The sequence below is a fragment of the Pseudomonas sp. LS1212 genome, assembly GCF_024741815.1.
Classification (GTDB): Bacteria; Pseudomonadota; Gammaproteobacteria; order Pseudomonadales; family Pseudomonadaceae; genus Aquipseudomonas.
The window spans coordinates 434609-457467 of sequence record NZ_CP102951.1 but is presented as its reverse complement, the minus strand read 5'-3'; the positions used below and the strand labels follow the sequence as shown (position 1 = coordinate 457467).

General features: G+C 60.9%; 9 protein-coding genes. 6 read left to right on the top strand and 3 right to left on the bottom strand.

The annotated features are described in order from the left end of the window. Positions 1–142: 142 nt before the first annotated feature. A complete protein-coding gene (locus tag NVV94_RS02125; protein WP_258445615.1) occupies positions 143–2833 on the top strand; it encodes a GGDEF and EAL domain-containing protein in 2691 nt (896 codons plus the stop codon). Positions 2834–2919: 86 nt separating this feature from the next. Beyond that, positions 2920–3567 (top strand): peptide-methionine (S)-S-oxide reductase MsrA, encoded by a 648-nt coding sequence (gene msrA / locus NVV94_RS02120; RefSeq protein ID WP_258445614.1) that lies wholly within the window; start codon positions 2920–2922, stop codon positions 3565–3567. A gap of 150 nt (positions 3568–3717) precedes the next feature. Here msrA and NVV94_RS02115 read toward each other — a convergent pair whose 3' ends face one another. Both NVV94_RS02115 and putP read right to left on the bottom strand, forming a co-directional pair. Then, on the bottom strand, positions 3718–4554 hold the full coding sequence (locus tag NVV94_RS02115; protein WP_258445613.1) for a 23S rRNA (adenine(2030)-N(6))-methyltransferase RlmJ: 837 nt from the start codon (positions 4552–4554) through the stop codon (positions 3718–3720). A gap of 124 nt (positions 4555–4678) precedes the next feature. Further along, positions 4679–6163 carry a sodium/proline symporter PutP gene (gene putP / locus NVV94_RS02110; RefSeq protein WP_258445612.1) on the bottom strand — a complete coding sequence of 495 codons (1485 nt, stop codon included), beginning with the start codon at positions 6161–6163 and terminating at the stop codon, positions 4679–4681. A 476-nt stretch (positions 6164–6639) separates the two neighbouring features. On the opposite strand from putP, the gene putA reads away from it, so the two are divergent. Then, complete coding sequence (putA, locus tag NVV94_RS02105; RefSeq protein ID WP_258445611.1) at positions 6640–10593, top strand: trifunctional transcriptional regulator/proline dehydrogenase/L-glutamate gamma-semialdehyde dehydrogenase; 3954 nt, start codon at positions 6640–6642, stop codon at positions 10591–10593. Between the two features lie 241 nt (positions 10594–10834). Further along, the gene (locus NVV94_RS02100) at positions 10835–12637 is read left to right on the top strand and encodes an acyl-CoA dehydrogenase (RefSeq protein ID WP_258445610.1); all 1803 of its coding nucleotides are present in this window, start codon (positions 10835–10837) and stop codon (positions 12635–12637) included. A gap of 12 nt (positions 12638–12649) precedes the next feature. Here NVV94_RS02100 and NVV94_RS02095 read toward each other — a convergent pair whose 3' ends face one another. After that, positions 12650–17377 carry a dermonecrotic toxin domain-containing protein gene (locus tag NVV94_RS02095; RefSeq protein WP_258445609.1) on the bottom strand — a complete coding sequence of 1576 codons (4728 nt, stop codon included), beginning with the start codon at positions 17375–17377 and terminating at the stop codon, positions 12650–12652. 323 nt (positions 17378–17700) lie between these two features. On the opposite strand from NVV94_RS02095, the gene NVV94_RS02090 reads away from it, so the two are divergent. Next, the gene (locus NVV94_RS02090) at positions 17701–19443 is read left to right on the top strand and encodes a potassium/proton antiporter (protein WP_258447602.1); all 1743 of its coding nucleotides are present in this window, start codon (positions 17701–17703) and stop codon (positions 19441–19443) included. Between the two features lie 36 nt (positions 19444–19479). After that, entirely contained in the window at positions 19480–22845 is a 3366-nt protein-coding gene (gene mscK, locus NVV94_RS02085) for a mechanosensitive channel MscK (RefSeq protein ID WP_258445608.1), read from the top strand. Positions 22846–22859 lie beyond the last annotated feature (14 nt).

Sequence of the window (22859 nt, the reverse complement as noted above, 5' to 3'; positions counted from 1 at the left end):
AAACGCGGCCCTGCCGACACATTGAAATGGCCGAACAACTGTATTACTTGTAAGCCCGCACCGCATGATGCAACCTTGCCGCACGCGCCGAAAAACAGGGTGTTTGCCCCGGCGCGATCAGTTCTCTTGAAGCGAGCTCTCAATGAAAAGCCAGCCCGATGCCGCCAGCCGTATGGCGGCCGAGGTAGTGACGCAGTTGCCAGTGCCCTCGCGGCTCGGCATGCTGCGTTTCGAGCGGCTGAATGAAGCCAGCTGGGCGCTGTTGTTCCTCGACCCCAATTGCGAGCGTCACTTTGGCCTGCCAGCGGCCGAGCTCTGTGCGCTGGTCGACTCGCCCTTTGCCAGCCTCATGGAACCCCAGGCGCGCTATTCACTGCACGATGCCATCCAACTGCAACTGGCAAGCACGCCCTATTACCTGATCCGCTACACCCTGCATACCACGCAAGGCTCCTTGAGCCTGCTGGAGCTGGGAGAGGCGTACAAACAACACAATCGCCAGCTGCTGCGCGGCTACCTGCTGGTGATCGACGTTCCCGGCAGCGAAACCCCGGACCTGTCGGCCGACCTGGAAAGCCAGAACAGCCGCCTGCACATCGCCCTGCAGCTCAATCAACAAGCCCAGCAGGAGCAATTGCAGCATCTGGACCGGGTTCGCGCCCAGCAGGACCTGATTCTGCGCCTGGCCAGGCATCGCTACAGCGCCAGCAATTCCCTGCAGGAAGCCGCACAACTGATTACCCGCAGCGCCTGCGAAATCTACGAGATCGACTGCGCGAGCATCTGGTACCTGGAAAACCAGAGCCTGGAGCCGATCTCGGCGTTCTACCGCAGCACCCAGGAATACCACCTGCCCCAACCGATCGATGCCGGCCTTTATCCGAACTACCTGGATGCCTTGCACACCAGTCGGGCGATAGACGCGAACAACGCCATGCACGACCCGCGAACCCGCGAAATGGCGCAAAGCCTGCGGCCGCGTGACGTCAATGCCATGCTCGACGCCAGTATCCGGATCGATGGCCAGGTGGTGGGCGTATTGTGCCTTGAACAGACCGGCGTCACCCGCGCCTGGCAGTCGGACGAAATTGCCTTCGCCGGTGAACTGGCCGATCAATTCGCCCAAGTCATCAACAACCATAACCGGCGTACGGCCACCAGCGCATTGCACCTGTTCCAACGTGCGGTAGAACAAAGCGCCAACGCCTTTTTGCTGGTCAACTGCGACGGCGTGGTCGAGTACGTCAACCCCAGCTTCACCGCCATCACCCAGTACAGCACCGAGGAAGTCCACGGCCAGCGCCTCTCCGAGTTACCGGCCCTGGAAAATCTCAGCGAGCTGCTGTTCGACGCACCTTCGGCCCTGGCCAAGAGCAATAGCTGGCAAGGTGAGTTCAAGAGCCGGCGCAAGAACCTGGAACCCTATTGGGGCCAGCTCTCGATTTCCAAGGTCTATGGCGACAATCGCGAGCTGACCCACTACATCGGCATCTACGAAGACATCACCCAGACCAAGCTCGCCCAGCAACGCATCGAGCGCCTGGCCTATACCGACAACCTCACCACCCTGGGCAACCGGCCGTCATTCATTCGCAACCTCGACGAACGCTTCGCCCGCGACAGCGACACCCCGATCAGCCTGTTGCTGGTCGACATCGACAACTTCAAGCGCATCAACGACAGCCTCGGCCACCAGACCGGCGACAAACTGTTGATCAGCCTGGCCCGCCGCCTGCGCAACAGCCTCAGCCCGACCGGCAGCCTGGCGCGTTTTGCCAGTAACGAATTCGCCGTGTTGCTCGACGATACCGACCTGGACAGCGGGCAGCAAATCGCCATCCAGGTGCTCAAGACCCTGGACAAGCCGATGTTCGTCGACAACCAGCTGATCAACGTCACCGGTTCCGTCGGCCTTGCCTGCGCCCCCTTGCACGGCCGCGACCCGCAAACCTTGATGAAGAACGCGGGCCTGGCCTTGCACAAGGCCAAGGCAAACGGCAAGCACCAGGTCCAGGTCTTCACTGAAGCCCTGAACGCCGAGGCCAGCTACAAGCTGTTCGTCGAGAACAACCTGCGCCGTGCCCTGACCCAGAACGAACTGGAAGTCTTCTATCAGCCCAAGCTGTGCCTGCGCAGCGGCCGGCTGCTGGGGATGGAAGCACTGCTGCGCTGGAATCATCCGGAAAAGGGCATGATCCGACCGGATCAGTTCATCAGCGTTGCCGAGGAAACCGGCCTGATCATCCCCATCGGCAAATGGATCGCCCGCCAGGCCTGCCGCATGAGCAAGCAACTGACCGCTGCGGGCCTGGGCAACCTGCAAGTGGCGATCAACCTGTCGCCCAAGCAGTTTTCCGACCCGGACCTGGTCGCATCGATTGCCAATATCCTCAAGGAAGAAGCCTTGCCCGCCCCCTTGCTGGAGCTGGAACTGACCGAAGGCTTGCTGCTCGAAGCCACTGAAGACACCCGCCAGCAACTCGACCAGCTCAAGGGCCTGGGCCTGACCCTGGCCATGGATGACTTCGGCACGGGCTACTCATCGCTGAGCTACCTGAAGAAGTTCCCGATCGACATCATCAAGATCGATCGCAGCTTCATCCACGAAATCCCGGATAACCAGGACGACATGGAAATCACCTCGGCAGTGATCGCCATGGCCCACAACCTCAAGCTCAAGGTGGTCGCCGAAGGCATCGAAACCGCCGCCCAGCTGGCCTTCCTGCGCCGCCACCGTTGCGACGTCGGCCAGGGCTACCTGTTCGACCGGCCGATCCCCGGCATCGAACTGATCGACAAGCTCAAACGCTATCCGCGCGGACCGATGGCCTGACAGCTGCGTAACACTCGGGCACACTGTAGGTCTATCGAACAACGACAACTCAGCGGTTGTCCCTACCTAAAGAGAGGAACGGGTTCATGGTCCTGCTTTCGGAAACCCAGGTGAACAAAAACGAGCTACCTACCGCGCAACAGGCACTGCCTGGGCGTGAAACCCCGATGCCGGTGCCCGACAAGCATTTCGTCAACGGCAATCCGCTGCTGGGCCCATTCCCGGGCAGTGTGGAATTCGCGATCTTCGGCCTGGGTTGTTTCTGGGGCGCAGAGCGCCGCTTCTGGCAGCGCGAAGGCGTGTACAGCACGTCGGTGGGTTATGCCGGCGGCTTCACGCCAAACCCGACCTACGATGAAGTCTGCTCCGGCCTGACCGGTCACAGTGAAGTCGTGCTCGTCGTCTACGAGCCGGAAAAAGTCAGCTACCAGGAACTGCTGGCAATGTTCTGGGAACTGCACAACCCGACCCAGGGCATGCGTCAGGGCAACGATATCGGCACCCAATACCGCTCGGTAATCTATGCCACCAACCCGGACCAACTGGACGCGGCCAAGGCCAGCGCCAAAGTGTTCCAGGCGGAACTGACCAAGGCCGGCCTGGGCACCATCACCACTGAAATCGAAGAAGCCCCGACGTTTTACTACGCCGAGGCCTATCACCAGCAATACCTGGCGAAGAACCCTGAAGGGTATTGCGGGATCAAGGGGACCGGAGTGGTCTGCCCGATTTGATGTGCCCCTGTAGCCGCTGCCGCAGGCTGCGCTGAGGTCCGCAGGACCTCTGGCGTTCGTGAAATCCTGCGCCCGCTTACGCGGTCGAGCGTCGCAGCGGCGCACCGAGCCTGCGGCAGCGGCTACAAGGACCGCGGCATGCCTCACATTTTATTCGGCAATCAACCAATCCATCCGCCACCCACCCTTGGTCTGCCCCAATTTCTCGGCCAGCCACGGCAGCAACTCCCGCAACTCCTCTTCCAGCCCCCACGGCGGATTGGCAATCGCCAACCCCGAGCCGTTGAGGCTTTGTGGCGTTTCCAGCGGATGCACCAACAGTTCGACACGCAGCAGCTTTGGCGCCCCGGTACTGGTCAGCTCCTGATAGAAACGGGTCAACTGGCGCTGATCCTTGATCGGATACCAGATCGCCGCCGCAGTCTGGCGCATGCGCCCGATCGCTTCCTTGAGCGCCTGCGAGCAACGCTTGAGCTCATCGAGCTGCTCGAAAGGCGGGTCGATCAACATCACCGCGCGCTTCTCCGGCACTGGCAGCAAGGCACGGGGCACATGCCAGCCTTCGCCCAAATGCACCGCGACGCGCCGATCACCTTTCATGTTGTCCTTGAGCAGACGCCCATCTTCGGGATGCTTCTCGTTGAGCAGTACCCGATCCTGAGGACGGGTCAGGCGTCGCGCCAGCTCAGGCGAACCAGGGTAATAGCGCAATTGGCCATCCGGGTTCATCTCATGCAGCACCTGCATGTAATCGGCCGCGAGCAATGGCAGATCCGGCGTATCCCATAGCCGCGCGATGCCTTCCAGATACTCGCCGGTACGGCTGGCCTGATCACCCTTGAGGTCATACAGACCAATCCCGGCATGGGTATCGAGGTAGGCAAACGGCTGCTCCTTGCGTGACATCAAGGCAATCAGACGGGTCAGGACAAGGTGTTTGAACACATCGGCGTGGTTGCCGGCGTGGAAGGCGTGACGATAATTCATGGCAACTCCTGCAAGGACGCAGAGTTTACCTTGTGTCGCGGCGCTCGTCAGGTGCACCCGAAACGACACCGGCCCGACCTCCAGAGGAGGCCGGGCCGGCATGGACACTAACTGACGACTGGTATCAGTGAGCTTGTTTGAAGGCAGCGTCAGCCGCTTCGAAACGGGCAACCATCGAGGCCGATGGCGAGCTCATCTTCGAGACCAGCAGGATCGCCAGGCTCGCGAAGATGAAACCAGGGATGATTTCATACAGGCCGAACAGCTCCAGTTGCTTCCAGACGATAACGGTGATCGCACCGACCAGGATACCGGCCAGGGCGCCGTTGCGGGTCATGCCTTTCCACAGTACCGAGATCAGCACCACAGGACCGAAGGCAGCACCGAAACCAGCCCAGGCGTAGCTGACCAGACCCAGTACGCGGTTTTCCGGGTTGGATGCCATCAGGATCGCAACCAGGGCGACCAACAACACCATCGCACGGCCAACCCAGACCAGCTCAAGCTGGGAGGCGCTCTTGCGCAGGAAGGTTTTGTAGAAGTCTTCGGTCAGGGCGCTAGAGCACACCAGCAGCTGGCAGCTCAGGGTACTCATGACGGCCGCCAGAATGGCCGACAGCAGCACACCGGCAATCCATGGGTTGAACAGGATCTTGGCCAGTTCGATGAACACACGCTCGTGGTTCTCGGTCACGGGACCGGCAACATCCGGATGCGCCGAGAAGTAGGCGATGCCGAAGAAGCCGACAGCCACGGTACCGGCCAGGCACAGGATCATCCAGGTCATGGAGATGCGACGAGCCTTGGCGATCGATTTGACCGAGTCAGCCGCCATGAAGCGCGCAAGAATGTGCGGCTGGCCGAAATAGCCCAGGCCCCAGCCCATCAGCGAGATGATGCCGATGAGGGTAGTGTTCTTCAGCATGTCGAAGTTATCGACATTTTGCGCTTCGATGGCCAGGAAGGTGGTGTCTAGACCACCGGTGGCCAGCATGACCACGATCGGGGTCAGGATCAGCGCGAAGATCATCAACGTGGCTTGCACGGTGTCGGTCCAGCTCACGGCCAGGAAACCACCGACGAAGGTGTAGGCGATGGTCGCGGCAGCGCCGGCCCACAGTGCGGTTTCATACGACATGCCGAAGGTGCTTTCGAACAAGCGAGCACCGGCAACGATGCCCGAAGCGCAGTAGATGGTGAAGAACACCAGGATAACGATGGCCGAGATGATCCGCAGCAGGCCGCTCTTGTCGTCGAAGCGACTGGAGAAGTAATCCGGCAGGGTCAGGGCGTCACCGTTGTGCTCGGTCTGGACGCGCAGGCGACCGGCGACGAACAGCCAGTTCAGGTATGCGCCGACGATCAGGCCAATGGCGATCCAGCTTTCCGAAAGGCCCGACATATAAATGGCACCCGGCAGGCCCATCAACAGCCAGCCGCTCATGTCCGAAGCGCCAGCAGACAGTGCAGTCACGACGCTACCGAGGCTTCGACCGCCAAGAATGTAATCGGAAAGGTTGTTGGTGGAGCGATAGGCCATGAAGCCGATCAGCACCATTGCCGCGATGTAGATCACGAAAGTGATCAGGGTTGGATTGCTTGCACTCATGAAGTTGCGCCCTGGCATTTGTTTTTATGGTGTTCGCGGTGGTCCGAACCAACGGCAGCCGCTCTCCCTGAACGCCTGTCTCGGACGGCTCTTTAAGAGTCCGCGCATGAAATTGGTGCGAAGATCTCCAGCTCGATCCTGCACCGATGCTGCTTGACCTCAAAGTGAGGTTGCACCTAGGCGGCGAATCCTATGCAACAAAGCAAAGAAGGTGCAACCGTTTTTTCTTTTCCAGTTGCACCTCGTCGGATTTTTTCCGTAAAAACGCTTTTTTGCTCCCTTTGGAAGTAAAAACGACCGTTTTCATAAGTGAATCCATCAAAAACAACCGAAACGGTGAGTTAGTTTCAAAGCACCGGACGAGCAGCACTTTTTTCCTACAAAAATAGGGTTGCACTAGGTTGCACCCAAATTGCTGCAAGGATAATCTTGGCGTCAGCTTATGCCACATCAGGTGGCGATAATGAGGATAAGAAATGGCGACGACCACCCTTGGGGTCAAACTCGACGACCCGACCCGTGAGCGACTGAAATCGGCAGCGCAGTCCATCGACCGCACGCCGCACTGGTTGATCAAACAGGCAATCTTCAATTACCTGGAAAAACTCGAGGGTGGTGCGACCCTGACCGAGATCAACGGTTGGGCCAGCAAAGAAGCTGAAGAAGCCGGCGAGCTGCACGCTGATCACAGCCATCAGTGCTTCCTCGAATTTGCGGAAAGCATCCTGCCGCAATCGGTCCTGCGCTCGGCCATTACCGCCGCCTATCGCCGCCCCGAGCAGGAAGTGGTGCCCATGCTGCTCGAGCAGGCACGCCTGCCGGTAGCGATGGCCGAGGCCACCAACAAGCTGGCCGCCTCGATTGCCGAAAAGCTGCGCAACCAGAAGAGCGCTGGCGGCCGTGCCGGTATCGTCCAGGGCCTGCTGCAAGAATTCTCCCTGTCGTCCCAGGAAGGCGTGGCCCTGATGTGCCTGGCCGAAGCGCTGCTGCGCATCCCGGACAAGGGCACTCGCGACGCCCTGATCCGCGACAAGATCAGCACCGGCAACTGGCAGCCGCACCTGGGCAACAGCCCGTCGCTGTTCGTCAACGCCGCCACCTGGGGCCTGCTGCTGACCGGCAAGCTGGTGTCGACCCACAACGAAGCCGGCCTGACCTCTTCGCTCAGCCGCATCATCGGCAAGAGCGGCGAGCCGATGATCCGCAAGGGCGTCGACATGGCCATGCGCCTGATGGGCGAGCAGTTCGTCACCGGTGAAACCATCGCCGAAGCCCTGGCCAACGCCAGCCGCTTCGAAGCCAAGGGCTTCCGCTACTCCTACGACATGCTCGGTGAAGCAGCCCTCACCGAACATGACGCGCAAAAATACCTGGCGTCCTACGAGCAGGCCATTCACTCGATCGGCAAGGCCTCCCATGGCCGTGGCATCTATGAAGGCCCGGGCATCTCGATCAAGCTGTCGGCCCTGCACCCACGCTACAGCCGCGCCCAGTACGAGCGCGTGATGGACGAGCTGTACCCGCGCCTGCTGTCGCTGACCCTGCTGGCCAAGCAGTACGACATCGGCCTGAACATCGACGCCGAAGAAGCCGACCGCCTCGAGCTGTCGCTGGACCTGCTCGAGCGCCTGTGCTTCGAGCCACAACTGACCGGCTGGAACGGCATCGGCTTCGTCATCCAGGCTTACCAGAAGCGCTGCCCGTATGTGATCGACTACGTCATCGACCTGGCCCGCCGCAGCCGCCACCGCCTGATGATCCGCCTGGTAAAAGGCGCCTATTGGGACAGCGAAATCAAGCGCGCCCAGGTCGACGGCCTGGAAGGCTACCCGGTCTACACCCGCAAGGTGTACACCGACGTTTCCTACATTGCCTGCGCACGCAAACTGCTGTCGGTGCCGGAAGTCATCTACCCGCAGTTCGCCACCCACAATGCCCACACCCTGTCGGCCATCTACCATATCGCCGGGCAGAACTACTACCCCGGCCAGTACGAGTTCCAGTGCCTGCACGGCATGGGCGAACCGCTGTATGAGCAAGTGGTGGGCAAGGTTGCCGATGGCAAGCTGAACCGTCCGTGCCGCGTCTATGCGCCGGTCGGTACCCATGAAACCCTGCTCGCCTACCTGGTGCGTCGCCTGCTGGAAAACGGTGCGAACACCTCGTTCGTCAACCGCATCGCCGATCAGTCGATTTCCATCCAGGAACTGGTGGCCGACCCGGTCAGCAGCATCGAGCGCATGGCCACCCAGGAAGGCGGTTTCGGCCTGCCGCACCCGCGCATTGCGCTGCCGCGCGACCTCTATGGCTCCGAGCGCGCCAACTCCAGCGGCATCGACATGGCCAACGAACATCGCCTGGCCTCGCTGTCCTGCGCCTTGCTCAGCAGTGCTCACAACAACTGGAGCGCCGCGCCGGTACTCGGCTGCCCGACCAGCAACGGCGCTGCCCAGCCCGTGCTGAACCCGGCTGATCTGCGTGACGTCGTAGGCCACGTTCAGGAAGCCAATGTCGAAGATGTCGACAACGCCATCCAGTGCGCTATCAAAGCCGCCCCGATCTGGCAGGCCACGCCGCCGGCCGAACGCGCCGCGATCCTCGAACGCGCCGCCGACCTGATGGAAGCCGAGATCCAGCCGCTGATGGGCCTGCTGGCACGCGAAGCCGGCAAGACCTTCGCCAACGCCATCGCCGAAGTGCGTGAAGCGGTCGACTTCCTGCGCTACTACGCGGTGCAGGCTCGCAACGATTTCAGCAACGACGCGCACCGCCCACTGGGCCCGGTAGTCTGCATCAGCCCGTGGAACTTCCCGCTGGCGATCTTCAGCGGCCAGGTCGCGGCCGCCCTGGCTGCCGGTAACCCGGTATTGGCCAAGCCTGCCGAACAAACCCCGCTGGTCGCCGCGCAAGCCGTACGCCTGCTGCTCGAAGCCGGCATCCCGGAGGGCGTGGTGCAACTGCTGCCGGGCCGCGGTGAAACCGTCGGTGCTCGACTGGTCGGCGACGATCGCGTCAAGGGCGTCATGTTCACCGGCTCCACCGAAGTGGCTCGCCTGCTGCAGCGCAACATCGCCGGCCGCCTGGACTCCCAGGGCCGTCCGATCCCGCTGATCGCCGAAACCGGTGGCCAGAACGCGATGATCGTCGACTCCTCGGCACTGACCGAACAAGTGGTCATCGATGTGGTGTCCTCGGCCTTTGACAGCGCCGGTCAACGCTGCTCGGCACTGCGCGTACTGTGCCTGCAGGAAGACTCGGCCGACCGCGTCATTGAAATGCTCAAGGGCGCCATGGCCGAAAGCCGCCTGGGCAACCCCGAGCGCCTGGCCGTGGACATTGGCCCGGTCATCGACGCTGAAGCCAAGGCGGGCATCGAGAAACACATCCAGGGCATGCGCGAGAAAGGCCGTTCGGTCTACCAGGTGGCCATCGCCAACACCGAAGAATGCCAACGCGGCACCTTCGTCATGCCGACCCTGATCGAGCTGGAAAGCTTCGACGAACTGCAACGCGAGATCTTCGGCCCGGTTCTGCACGTGGTGCGCTACAAGCGTAAAGAGCTGGACCAACTGATCGAGCAGATCAACGCTTCGGGCTATGGCCTGACCCTGGGTGTGCACACCCGTATCGACGAAACCATTGCCAAGGTCATCGACAACGTCAATGCCGGTAACGTCTACGTCAACCGCAACATCGTCGGTGCCGTGGTCGGCGTGCAGCCATTCGGCGGCGAAGGCCTGTCGGGTACCGGTCCGAAAGCCGGCGGCCCGCTGTACCTGTACCGCCTGCTGTCGACTCGCCCGACCGATGCCATCGTCCGCTCCTTCGAACGCACCGACGGCGACACTGCCCCGGACGTTCGCCTGCGCGACGCCATGAGCAAACCGCTGCAGGCTCTGCAAGCCTGGGCCGAAAGCAACAAGCTGGCCGACCTGCACGCCCTGTGCACGCAATACACCCAGCAGTCGCAGAGCGGCATCACCCGCCTGCTCGCTGGCCCCACCGGTGAGCGCAACAGCTACGCCATCCTGCCGCGTGAGCACGTCCTGTGCCTGGCAGAGGTCGAAGCCGACCTGCTTACCCAACTGGCCGCAGTACTGGCCGTTGGCAGCTCGGCGGTCTGGCCGGATAACGTGCTGGGCAAAACCCTGCGCACCCGCCTGCCGAAGGAAGTGCAAGCGCGCATCCAGTTGGTGGCCGAGTGGAACAAGGACGAAGTCGTATTCGACGCCGTTCTGCACCACGGCGACTCCGACCAACTGCGCGATGTCTGCCAGCAGATCGCCAAGCGTGCCGGCGCTATCATCGGCGTTCAGGGCCTGTCGCAAGGCGAATCCAGCATTGCGCTGGAGCGTCTGGTAATCGAGCGAGCGTTGAGCGTCAACACAGCGGCTGCCGGTGGTAATGCGAGCTTGATGACTATCGGTTGATAGACAGGGAATGATGCGGTCTTCCAGTTGGACCGCATCGCTGCTATCGCGGGCAAGCCAGCTCCCACAGAGATCACGGAGTGCATGAGATCCCTGTGGGAGCTGGCTTGCCAGCGATGCGGTTGAACACTATTTCACTGAACACCCTCGATTCTGCCCCCTCATCACCCCCATCTATGGTGCTAGGCACCGACTTTCCCTCCAGCCTAGACTCGGCGCATTCCAAAAAAGGTATGCCCCCATGTCCGAGACCTTGCTCAGCTCCCGCAACCTGGCCTTTGAACTCTATGAAGTCCTCGACGCCGAAAGCCTGATCCGGCGCGAACGCTTCGCCGAGCACAATCGCGAGACCTTCGATGCAGCCATTGCCACGGCCCGGACCATTGCCGAGAAGTACTTCGCCCCGCACAACCGCAAGGGCGATGAAAACGAACCGCGCTTTGAGGACGGTCAGGCGATTCTGATCCCGGAAGTGAAGCCGGCGGTCGATGCCTTTCTGGAAGCCGGCTTCCTCAATGCCGCGCGCAGCTTCGAAGACGGTGGCATGCAGTTGCCGACCCTGCTTTCGCAAGCCTGCTTTGCCCATTTCCAGTCGGCCAACGCGGCATCGACCTCCTACCCCTTCCTGACCATGGGCGCCGCCAACCTGATTGAAAGCTTTGGCAGTGCCGAGCAAAAGCAGCGCTTCCTGCAGCCGATGATCGACGGGCGCTTTTTTGGCACCATGGCGCTGACTGAACCCCATGCCGGCTCATCCCTCTCGGATATCCGCACCCGCGCCGAGCCTGCCGCCAATGGCACCTATCGCCTGCGTGGCAACAAGATCTTCATTTCCGGTGGCGACCACCCGCTGGCGGAAAACATCGTGCACATGGTCCTGGCCAAGTTGCCGGACGCCCCGCCAGGCGTTAAAGGCATTTCGCTGTTTATCGTGCCCAAGTTCCTGGTCAACGAGGATGGCAGCCTGGGCAAGCGCAACGATGTGCTGCTGGCCGGGCTGTTTCACAAGATGGGTTGGCGCGGCACCACGTCTACCGCATTGAATTTTGGAGATAACGGCGAATGCGTGGGCTATCTGGTGGGCAAGCCCCATCATGGCCTGAGCTACATGTTCCAGATGATGAACGAAGCACGCATCGGCGTCGGCATGGGCGCGGTGATGCTCGGTTACGCTGGCTACCTGTACTCGCTGGAATACGCGCGCGAACGCCCGCAGGGGCGCCTGCCGGACAGCAAGGACCCGACCACCGCGCCAGTCTCGATTATCCAGCATGCGGATATCAAGCGCATGCTGTTGACCCAGAAAGCCTATGTGGAAGGCGCGTTCGATCTCGGCCTGTATGCCGCCCGCCTGGTCGACGAGACCGAAACCGGCGAAAGCGAAGAAGCTCGCAAGCAGGCCCATGAGCTGCTTGACCTGCTGACCCCCATCGTCAAATCCTGGCCTTCGGAGTTCTGCCTCAAGGCCAACGAACTGGCTATCCAGATTCTTGGTGGCCACGGTTACACCCGCGAGTACCCGGTGGAGCAGTACTACCGCGACAACCGCCTCAATCCCATCCACGAAGGCACGCACGGCATCCAGTCGCTCGACCTGCTTGGCCGCAAGCTGGCGCACAATGGTGGTGCCGGGCTCAAGCAACTGATTCGTCTGATCGCAGCTACCTGCGAGCGCTCACGCGCCCATGCCGGGCTCGATGACTTGCGCCAACCGCTGGAACTGCTGCTTGGTCGCTTGCAAAGCGTCACGCTCGGGCTGCTGGCTGACCTGGGTAAAGGTCAGGTCAGCACCGCACTGGCCAACTCGGCACTGTACCTCAAGGTGTTCGGCCATACCGTCATCGGCTGGCGCTGGCTGGAGCAAGCCATCCGGGCTGAAGAAGGGCTGGCACAGGGCAACCCGGCCGACCTCCCCTTCTATCGCGGCAAGCTCCAGGCCGCCCGGTACTTCCTGACCTGGGAAATACCGGGTTGCCACCACGAATTGGCGCTACTGGAGCATCGCGACGATACCTGCGCGAGCATGAGCGATGAGTGGTTCTGACGGATCAGGTTTTCAGCCTTGAGGGAGCGGGAAGAACTGGTCCACCAGCCCACGAGCGGCCTCTCCCAGTTTCTGGATATACCGGTCGCGGTTGAACAGCTCACCCGTTCGCAGATCGAACGCGGGAGTATTGGCAGGTGGGCTGATCTCACTCAAGCCCACTTCCATGAAGCGGTAGTTCGCCCCCCTCACTTCCTGCAGGCTGGTAATTTTGAAGTAACAGCCGGGAAGGAATACCGACTCCGCCTCACTTGGCGTTTTCGAGAAGGGGGCAATCGGCGTGGCGCTGAAGTAATCCTCGCGATTGAGCTTGAAGATCACCGAGGTATCATCGAACTCTGCTGGCGCTTGCTCGCCAATTTCATTGCCCGCATGGCTGCTGGCAAAACGTCTGGCGATGAAAGGGCTTTCGCTGAATGAGGCAATATCGGTGTTGACCAATACATCCCCCACCGTAAGCGTTCCAGTGCGAAACGCGATCCCCGAAGTGCCACGATTACCGGAGCCGCCTCGGTACAGGGCAACTTCATCATCGGCGGGAACTACTTCCAACTCTTCACGAAGTTCCTGAATGTATTTGATCGGGTCGCCATACGCAGTTGTGCCTTCACGCAAAAACGTGTTGAACACATTATCATCATCCGTATAAAAACGAATTGTCTCGGCCTGATAGTTCCCATCCGCATCGACAAATACCCGGTGTTGTTCCTCATCGTCAATGTAGATACCGTCTTCAATCACAGCATCTTCTGGTGCATGGGCCACCAGATCAATAACCGCGTTCTGACGCTGCAACGCCTGCTCCGAGTACTGCTCCTGCCTCAACCGGTCTACCGTCATGAAACTATCCCAAAAGTCAGACGTTGTTGATGGCAGGATGACCGGACGCTTGCCAAATCGCAGGTAGCGATCCATATCCGCAGGCCACTGCAGCCAGTCCATGACATAGCGGGCCAGGCGCAGTTTCAGCCGTTCTGCCTCTAACTCGGGAAACGCATAAGCCGCAAACACTTGACGCCCAGCCCCTTCGGAAAAAATCTCGTCAAGCAATGCCTCTGGCGTTCGTCCCCCGCCTTTGAGCCCCACATCACCGTGATACTCCCAGCGCCCATCGGCACCCAGCCGGATCGGTTGCTCATAGCCCTTGCTGCCCACCGCCTTGAGGCGAAATGTTTGTTCGCCCGAGCGACGATAGACGGCATAGACCCTATCGTCCTGGACGATATAGAACTGCTGCGCCAGTTTATAAGTACCTTCGTTCGTTCCCGTCTGCGCTTTCGCATCCCGCAGATTGACATCAACGTCATAACCTTCAAACGGCTGAATCACGTAGTTTTTCTTGACTGGGGCCGACTCGCCAACCCGCGCAATTTTCACCGCGGTGTTCAAGGCCGCTCGTTCGGACTTGATGGCCATGGCTATCGCACCCACCGCGGGAATCACGGAGAGAATGGCAAAACAGACATCCAGGGCGACCAACGCGGTATAACCCAGCTCTTGCCAGATGTGCCCATGGCGATACGCATCAGCCGCTTGCGCTCCATGGCTCAAGGCGTCGTCGAAGAAAACCAGCGCGCCAACACCGGGCACCAGGGAAAGCCCGGTTTTGACGGCAAAGCGAACCTCCTGCCTCCAGGCCAGTCGATTTTCCCTGGCGATGTCGGCCTGGCTACGCGCACTGCCGTGTACCCGGCGGATCAGCCGATCTCGCAATGTCTCGAGCAGCAAGGTGCTCAATGTGGCATCCGCCTGGGCTACAGGCTCGAACGCGAACAATCCAGCGCCGTTGTTCTTCAGGCCATCGGTGATGTAGCTCAAGTCGTCTTGCAATTCAGTGTTTATCCGGCCACTGCTTGCCAGATAAGCGGCCATTGCGGGCTGGCGGGTCGCTTCGATCAGAAGCTGGCGAGCCTGCTCCAGACTGTTGGCTGCCAGGAACGCGCGCCCCTGAGGTACGTTGGGTAGGTAAATCAGCGTTTTTCCGGATTTTCGGTCCTGCAAGCACAGCGGCCCAATCAACGTTTTCGGCGACGCTTGAGCGGCATCGGAATCGGCATCGGCATCAGCATCAGCCTTCAATCGAAGACGGTAAAACCCAATGTCAAAGCCGTTGTAGAGCAAGCCCTCTGCCGTGCGCGCGGCGCTGGCGGTGATCAACAGGGAGTACTCTTGCTCGCTGAGCCAATGCTGCTCTCTGGCCGCAATCGCCTCCAGGTCCATGGCTTGCTCGCAGGGCTTGAGCATCCATTCAGCCTGACCCACGGTCAGCTCTTCCCCGGGAGCGTAAGCCGCCATGACTCGCCGCTGGTACTGGCCGGCGACATCCAGCGCAGGAATGGTTTTGATCAAGTAACGCGAGGTGATGCCTTCGGCCGTGACAGCCGCCTTCCCATAAGTGATGCGGGCATACTTCATGCGCAGCAACATCTGCCCATCGGAGGCGTTGAGATTGGTTTGCGCCAGCCGCGCCAGCGTGAAGACTGTTCGCTGGGTGCCGGGCACCTCCTCGGCAGGGTCGAATGCATCGCCATAAGTATGCACAGCGACCTTGTCGGGAATGTCGATCAGCACCTGCTCGGGATCGACTTCTACATTGAGGTCGGCCTTCAGTTGCGCAACCAGCTGCTGGCGAGTGAACGCCGCGAGATCGGGAAGGCGTTGCGTCAGTTGCCGCTCAAAATACCCCAGGCTGCGGCTGTATATTCGTAGCTGGCTTGCATACGCCAATTGCACCTGTGACGCAGCATTGCGCAGCCACTGCGGCAACTTCGCCCGCGCCGAGGCTTTCCTGCGTTGCTCGGTAACTTTCGCAAAGGCACTATCCCTGGCCTGGCTTTGCGGGACGCTGAAATTACTCGTCGTATCCAGACGCAGGCGCTGCACGGTAGCCTCAAGGGTGTCGGCATCGGTATAAGGTCGCTCCCCTCTTTGAGCCGCGCCGGCCTGCTCGGCATAGCTGTCAAGCTGGGCCTGAACGCTGTACGCAATCGCATTGGCCTCAATCACCGGCGTCACGATCGATTCGGTTGCCAGAACCCGGGGCAAAAGTGAACGCGCCTGCATTGAAAGCAATTGCACGAACACCGTCTGCGCACCGTGCTCAAGGCTTCGGGCAACCCGTGCCTTGAGCTCGGCCAGGGTTCGGAACTTCTGCAGGCCGCCCGCACTGCCAGGCACGAAAAGCATCGCAGGCTCAACCGACTCTGGCTGGTTCAACGCAGCAGCCGTGGTGAAAACCAGCGCACCGCTGAGCTCGAGACTGTTTTGGCCTGCCATGATGCACAAACGGGTGACGACCGAACCCGCCTCGCCACGTACCACATCCTTGATCCGTGCGTATTGGGTATCAGTAAGTTGTCTTTCGAATTTTTGCAGCAAGGCCTCCTGGAGCAACCCTTCGCCCCGGGCTTGAACCAGAACGTCGGTACGGTTCGACAGATTTTCATCCCGCCCCGTCCAAAAGCCCTGATCAAGCTCAAGGTTGCTGTTGAGCAGATCCTTGCCAATTTGCTCACCCTTGTCGTGAGCAGTCTGCCAGAGGGAATAGGCTTCACGATAACGTCGCAGTTCGGGCGTGGCCTTGTCGGCCGCGCCTACAAAGGCGGCGATAGCGCTTTCATAAACCTCGACCTTCTGCTGGCGCAGTCGTTGCGGCACGTCGATCGACAAGCTGGCGAACGATATATCGCCCGTATGCCTGATCGCATCGACCGCCAGTCTCTGGCACAAGGCCAGGCGAGTCTTGCGCCAGACACCGTATCCGAATCGCTGCATGCGTCCGGCGTCGATACTTGCAGCGGCGGTCAATGCATCTGTACCGGAAATATCGATGACCTCTTCGCCACGCAGCTCATAAGCCGCCCCCCGAGCCATGCTCAATGCACCCATGATTTCATGGCGAATACTGCGTAACAGGGTTCTCTGGAACGGATTGTCCTCGATTTTGGCAAACTGGAACTGGAGTGGTTGTTGCAACTGCAGCGTGCCGCTCGATAGCAGCCGATTGCGCGTGGCGTACTCCAGCAGGCGCCAAAGTGCGGTGTTGTCCCGGGAGGCAAAGGCGGCATTGAACGCCTGCATGAGCTCGGTACGGGAGGCATACTCAAAAACCTCCTGCTGGAAACCGGGAATGTACAAAATCTGTTTCCCCGTATCCGCACCGATCATGAGCGCGTCGGCCATGCGCACTGTGCTGCCATCAGGCGCCGATATGTTTACTTTCCAGACGCTCACCCCGCTCATGTCGCCGCTTTCGGTGCGACGCACTATCTCGATGGGGTAATCCACAACAGCCCTGGCCATGCGTAAACCCAGAGCGCTCAATTGCTCGGTTGCGTAGAGCAACTGCGCTTTGTCGAAGAAACCGGTTTGCCTAAGCTGCGTGGCAATTTGCAATCGGCTACGCGTGTCGCCAGCACTCGAGGCCTTCCAATATGCAGTGGCATCCTGGACAAGTTGTTTTTCAAGATTGACGCCCTGAACCCTTGCCAGTGCCTGGTCTAGCGTCAGGTTCATTCGCGCCAATACCTGCCTCGTTACCACGCCAGGTTCAATTGCAGGCTCCGTGAAATCGACGCGCGGCTGCCGCAGCAGCTGCGCCGCGGCTTGCGTCAGCGTGCGGGTGAAGCCGGGAATCGGCGCCGGCGGCCTGAAGGTCAACGACATCTGGTCTGAGTCGGCACCGAAAATTGCAAACAACGCATTACGAATCGAATCGTGGAATGTCGGGGCCGCGCCCATGAGTCGTTGCAACTGCATGCTCGTCAGCTGGGTATTGGACAGGGATTGATGCGCCCGATTGGGCGTCACGGTTGTTGTTGGGTCGGCTGGCGGGTTGGCGCTCTGGTCCGGCTGATTCATCCTCGTTCCTTGATCCGGGTAGTGAGATCAAGGATGTTGCGCAAGTTCGGATGGCGGACGGTGATAAATAACTACTACTGTGCGGCAACGCTGGCCCAAAACAGCTTTGACAGTTCGACATCTGCACAGGTTAGAATCTGTTGGCACGCAGACTGCATATTCGTGCCTGCGCCCGCCTGACCAGCCCACCCGGAGTACTGCCTTTGAATGCGACGACCATCAACAGCCTGTTCTTGATCGGCGCGTTGCTGGTAGGTGCGAGTATCCTGGTCAGCTCTCTGTCCTCGCGGCTCGGCATCCCGATCCTGGTCATCATCCTCGCCGTCGGCATGGCCGCCGGGGTCGATGGCGCCGGCATCATTTTCGACAACTACCCGACGGCCTACCTTGTCGGCAACCTGGCGCTGGCCGTGATCCTGCTCGACGGCGGCCTGCGCACGAGGGTGGCGAGTTTCCGCGTGGCGCTCTGGCCAGCGTTATCGCTGGCAACTATCGGCGTGCTGATCACCACCGGCCTGACCGGCATGATGGCCGCCTGGTTGTTCGACCTGAACATGATCCAGGGGCTGTTGATCGGGGCGATCGTCGGTTCGACCGACGCCGCGGCGGTCTTCTCCCTGCTCGGCGGCAAGGGCCTGAACGAACGGGTGACCGCCACCCTGGAAATCGAATCGGGCAGTAACGACCCGATGGCGGTGTTTCTCACTGTCACCCTGATCGACATGCTTGCCAGCGGCCAGACCGGCCTGCATTGGGGCCTGCTGACCCACCTGATCCGCGAGTTCGGCATCGGCGGCATTCTGGGCCTGGGCGGCGGCTGGCTGATGCTGCAACTGGTCAACCGGATCCATCTGGCAGCAGGCCTGTATCCGATTCTGGTGATCAGTGGTGGCCTGGCGGTGTTCGCCCTGACCAACGCCCTGCACGGCAGCGGTTTTCTGGCTGTCTACCTATGCGGCCTGGTCATCGGCAATCGCCCGGTGCGCAGCCGCCACGGCATCCTGCACATGCTCGACGGCATGGCCTGGCTGTCCCAGATCGGCATGTTCCTGGTGCTGGGCCTGCTGGTCACGCCCCATGACCTGCTGCCCATTGCCGTGCCCGCGCTCGGCCTGGCGCTGTGGATGATCCTGGTCGCCCGGCCACTGTCGGTGCTGGCCGGCCTGCTGCCCTTCAAGGCCTTCCATGGGCGTGAAAAAGCCTTCATTTCCTGGGTCGGCCTGCGCGGCGCGGTACCGATCATTCTGGCCGTGTTCCCGTTGATGGCCGGGCTGCCCCATGCGCAGCTGTACTTCAACCTGGCATTTTTCATCGTGCTGGTTTCGCTGCTGGTACAGGGCACCAGCCTGCCTTGGGTGGCCAAGCTGCTGAAGGTCACCGTACCGCCGGACCCGGCGCCCATTTCCCGCTCAGCGCTCGAGGTGCACGTCACCAGCGAATGGGAGATGTTCGTTTATCGCCTCGGTGCTGAAAAATGGTGCATCGGTGCAGCCCTTCGCGAGCTGAAAATGCCCGAAGGTACCCGCATCGCGGCCCTGTTTCGGGGTCAGCAACTGCTCCATCCGTCGGGAAGTACCACCCTCGAAGTCGGTGATTTGCTCTGCGTGATCGGCCACGAACACAATTTGCCAGCATTGGGGAAACTGTTCAGCCAGGCGCCTCAACGCGGTCTCGACTTGCGCTTCTTCGGCGACTTCGTCCTCGAGGGAGACGCAGAACTGGGGGCCGTGTCGGCATTGTACGGGTTGAAACTTGACGGCCTGGATCCGAAAATGCCGCTCAGCCGATTCATTGCACAGAAGGTTGGCGGCGAACCAATCGTCGGCGACCAGATCGAATGGAACAGCACAATCTGGACCGTTGCCGTCATGGAAGGGAACAAGATCCTCAAAGTGGGCGTCAAATTCCCCGAAGGTAGTCGCCCTGGTCCTGGGCTGTTCCTCTAAACTTCCATTCTTTGCGAGATATTCCGACCCCTGCCTATGTCCATTGCGCGTACTTTTCTGACCTCGGCCCTTTTGGGGTTATGCCTGTCTGTCACCACTGTCCAGGCAGCCGAATCTCCTCCTTCAAGCACTGCGGTACAGCAAAGCCTCGACAAGATCGCCGAGCGCAAACTGCCCGAGGCCGATCAAAAGGCCTTGCAGCAGGTGCTGGAACAGACCCTGGGCTTGCTGGCGAGCAAGGAAGATAGCGAAAAGCGCCTGGCAGCCGTAAAGAAGCAGCTCAACGAAGCGCCCCGCCAGACCGGCGAAAACCAGCGTGAGCTGGCCAAGCTCAAGCTCACCAAGGTCGTCCCCGTCGAGCAACGCTATGCCAGCCTCAAGGTGCCGGAGCTCGAACAACTGCTGACCGAGCGCAGCACTCAGCAGGCTGAACTGCAAAAGGCCCTGGCCGAAGCCACGACCCTGAGCATCACCGCCCAGACCCGCCCCGAACGCGCCCAGGCCGAGATCAGCAACAACCAGACGCGCATCCAGCAGATCAATACACTGCTCAAGGCGGGCAAAGAGGCCGGCAAAGTGCTGTCGCCCGAGCAGCGCAACCAGCTCAATGCCGAACTTGCCTCGCTCAATGCCCTGACCGCCCTGCGTCGCCAGGAACTGGCCGGCAACGGCCTGCTGCAAGACCTGGGCAACAGCCGCAAGGACCTGCTGCTCGAACGCAGCGCGCGCCTGGAACAGGAAATCCAGGACCTGCAGACGCTGATCAACCAGAAGCGCCTGGCCCAGTCCCAGCAGACCGTCACCGAGCAATCGATCGAAGCGCAAAAAGCCGGGGGCAGCAGCCTGCTGGCCACCGAAAGCGCGGCCAACGTCAAGCTCTCCGACTACCTGCTGCGCAGCACCGACCGCCTCAACGAGCTGACCCAGCAGAACCTCCAGGTCAAGCAGCAGCTCGATACCCTGACCCAGAGCGACCAGGCCCTGGACGAGCAAATCAGCGTGCTCAAGGGCAGCCTGCTGCTGTCCAAGATTCTCTACAAGCAGAAACAGTCGCTGCCACACCTCAGGCTCGACAAAGACCTGGCCGACCAGATCGCCGACATCCGCCTGTATCAGTTCGAAGTCAATCAGCAACGCGAACAGATCAGCAACCCCAGCGAGTACGTCGACAAGCTGCTGGCCAGCCAACCACCGGAACAAGTCACGCCGCAGCTGCGCAAGACCCTGCTCGAACTGGCCATCACCCGTAGCGACCTGCTCGAGCGCCTGAACCGCGAATTGAGCGCCCTGCTCAACGAATCGATTACCCTGCAACTCAATCAGAAGCAACTGCTCAGCACCGCGCAGAACCTGCGCGCAACGCTCGATGAGCAGATGTTCTGGATCCCCAGCAACAAACTGCTGGACCTGGAATGGATGGAAACCGTCCCCCACCGCCTATCGCAGCAAATCGCGACGCTGCCCTGGTCCTCGAGCCTGAAAGAGCTGGGCGATGGCCTGACCCAACGGCCACTGCTGTTCCTGCCGCTGCTATTGCTGATCGGCGCCCTGCTGTGGCGACGCAGTCAGCTCTATGCCCGCTTGAACAAGGTCCATCAGGATGTCGGCCACTTCAAGCGCGACAGCCAATGGCATACCCCGCAGGCGATTCTGATCAATATCCTACTGGCCATGCCCGGCGCCCTGGCGCTGGCCTTGTGCGGCCTGGCACTGCAAATCGACGCACGCGGGCAAAACGCCAATCTCGGTGCCGCCCTGCTGCAGATTTCCCAGGCCTGGCTGGTGTTCTATACCGCCTACCGGATCCTTGCGCCGGGCGGTGTGGCCGAGTTGCATTTCCGTTGGGAGAAGCCGCAAGTCGAATTCCTCCGTGGCTGGATCCGCCGCCTGGGCCTCGTCGTGCTCGCGCTGGTCGGTGTGGTCGCCATCGCCGAGCATCAGCCTTCGGCCCTGGCCGATGACGTGCTCGGCATTGGCGTGGTCCTGACCTGCTACGCGTTGATGGCCTGGCTCCTGAGCCGGCTGTTGATGGGAAGCCCGACGCACCGCAATACCTCGCTGTTCCGCAAGACAGTGGGCGTGGCGTTCACCTTGCTGCCGATCGCGCTGTTCGTCGCGGTGTGCTTCGGCTACTACTACACCGCCCTCAAGCTCACCGACCGCCTGATCGACACCCTGTACCTGTTGATGTTCTGGATCATCATCGAGGCAGGCTTCGTCCGTGGCCTGGCCGTTGCGGCCCGGCGCCTGGCCTACCAGCGCGCCCTGAGCAAACGCCTGGCGGTCAAGGAAGGCGGCGATCCCGAAGCCGTCGTCGAAGAGCCGACGCTGGACATCGAGCAGGTCAACCAACAGTCCTTGCGCCTGATTCGCCTGGCCCTGCTCGGCTGCTTCATGGGTGCACTGTACTGGGTCTGGGCCGACCTGATCAGCGTGTTCGCCTACCTGGACAACATCACCCTGTACGAATACACCAGCGGCACCGGTGCGGCCATGAGCATGGTACCTATCAGCATGGGCGACATGCTCGGGGCACTGGTCATCATCGGCATCACCGTTGCACTGGCGCGCAACCTGCCGGGCCTGCTCGAAGTACTGGTGTTGTCGCGCCTCAACCTGGCCCAGGGCAGCGCGTATGCCACGACTACGCTGCTGTCCTATGCGATTGCCGGTATCGGCTTCGTCTCCACCCTGTCGACCCTCGGGGTCAGCTGGGACAAGCTGCAATGGCTGGTCGCCGCGCTGTCGGTGGGCCTGGGCTTCGGCATGCAGGAGATCTTCGCCAACTTCATCTCCGGCATCATGATCCTGTTCGAACGTCCGGTGCGTATCGGCGACACCATCACCATCGGCAACCTGTCGGGCACCGTGAGCAAGATCCGCATCCGCGCCACGACGATTACCGACTTCGACCGCAAGGACATCATCGTCCCGAACAAGACCTTCATCACCGGGCAACTGATCAACTGGTCGCTCACCGATACGGTCACCCGGGTCACCCTGAAACTGGGCGTGGACTACGGCTCGGACCTGGACCTGGTCCGCTCGCTGCTGCTCAAGGCGGCCAGGGAAAACCCGCGGGTACTCAAGGAGCCGGAGCCGATCGTCTACTTCCTCAACTTCGGCGAAAGCACCCTGGACCACGAACTGCGCATGCACGTGCGTGACCTTGGCGACCGCAACCCGGTACTCGACGAGATCAACCGGTACATCAATCGCGAGTTCAAGAAGCAGAAGATCAACATCTCCTTCCGGCAGATGGAGATCTACCTCAAGAACATGCAGGGCCAGGAATACAAGATGGTGCCGGTCGAAAGCCTGGACAAGACCCTGTTGCCGATCCAGCCGGCGGCGAACGTAGGCAAGCCGACTGCGGAGCCGCCGGTGCACAAGCTCGACTGAGTGGAGTCCTAAGA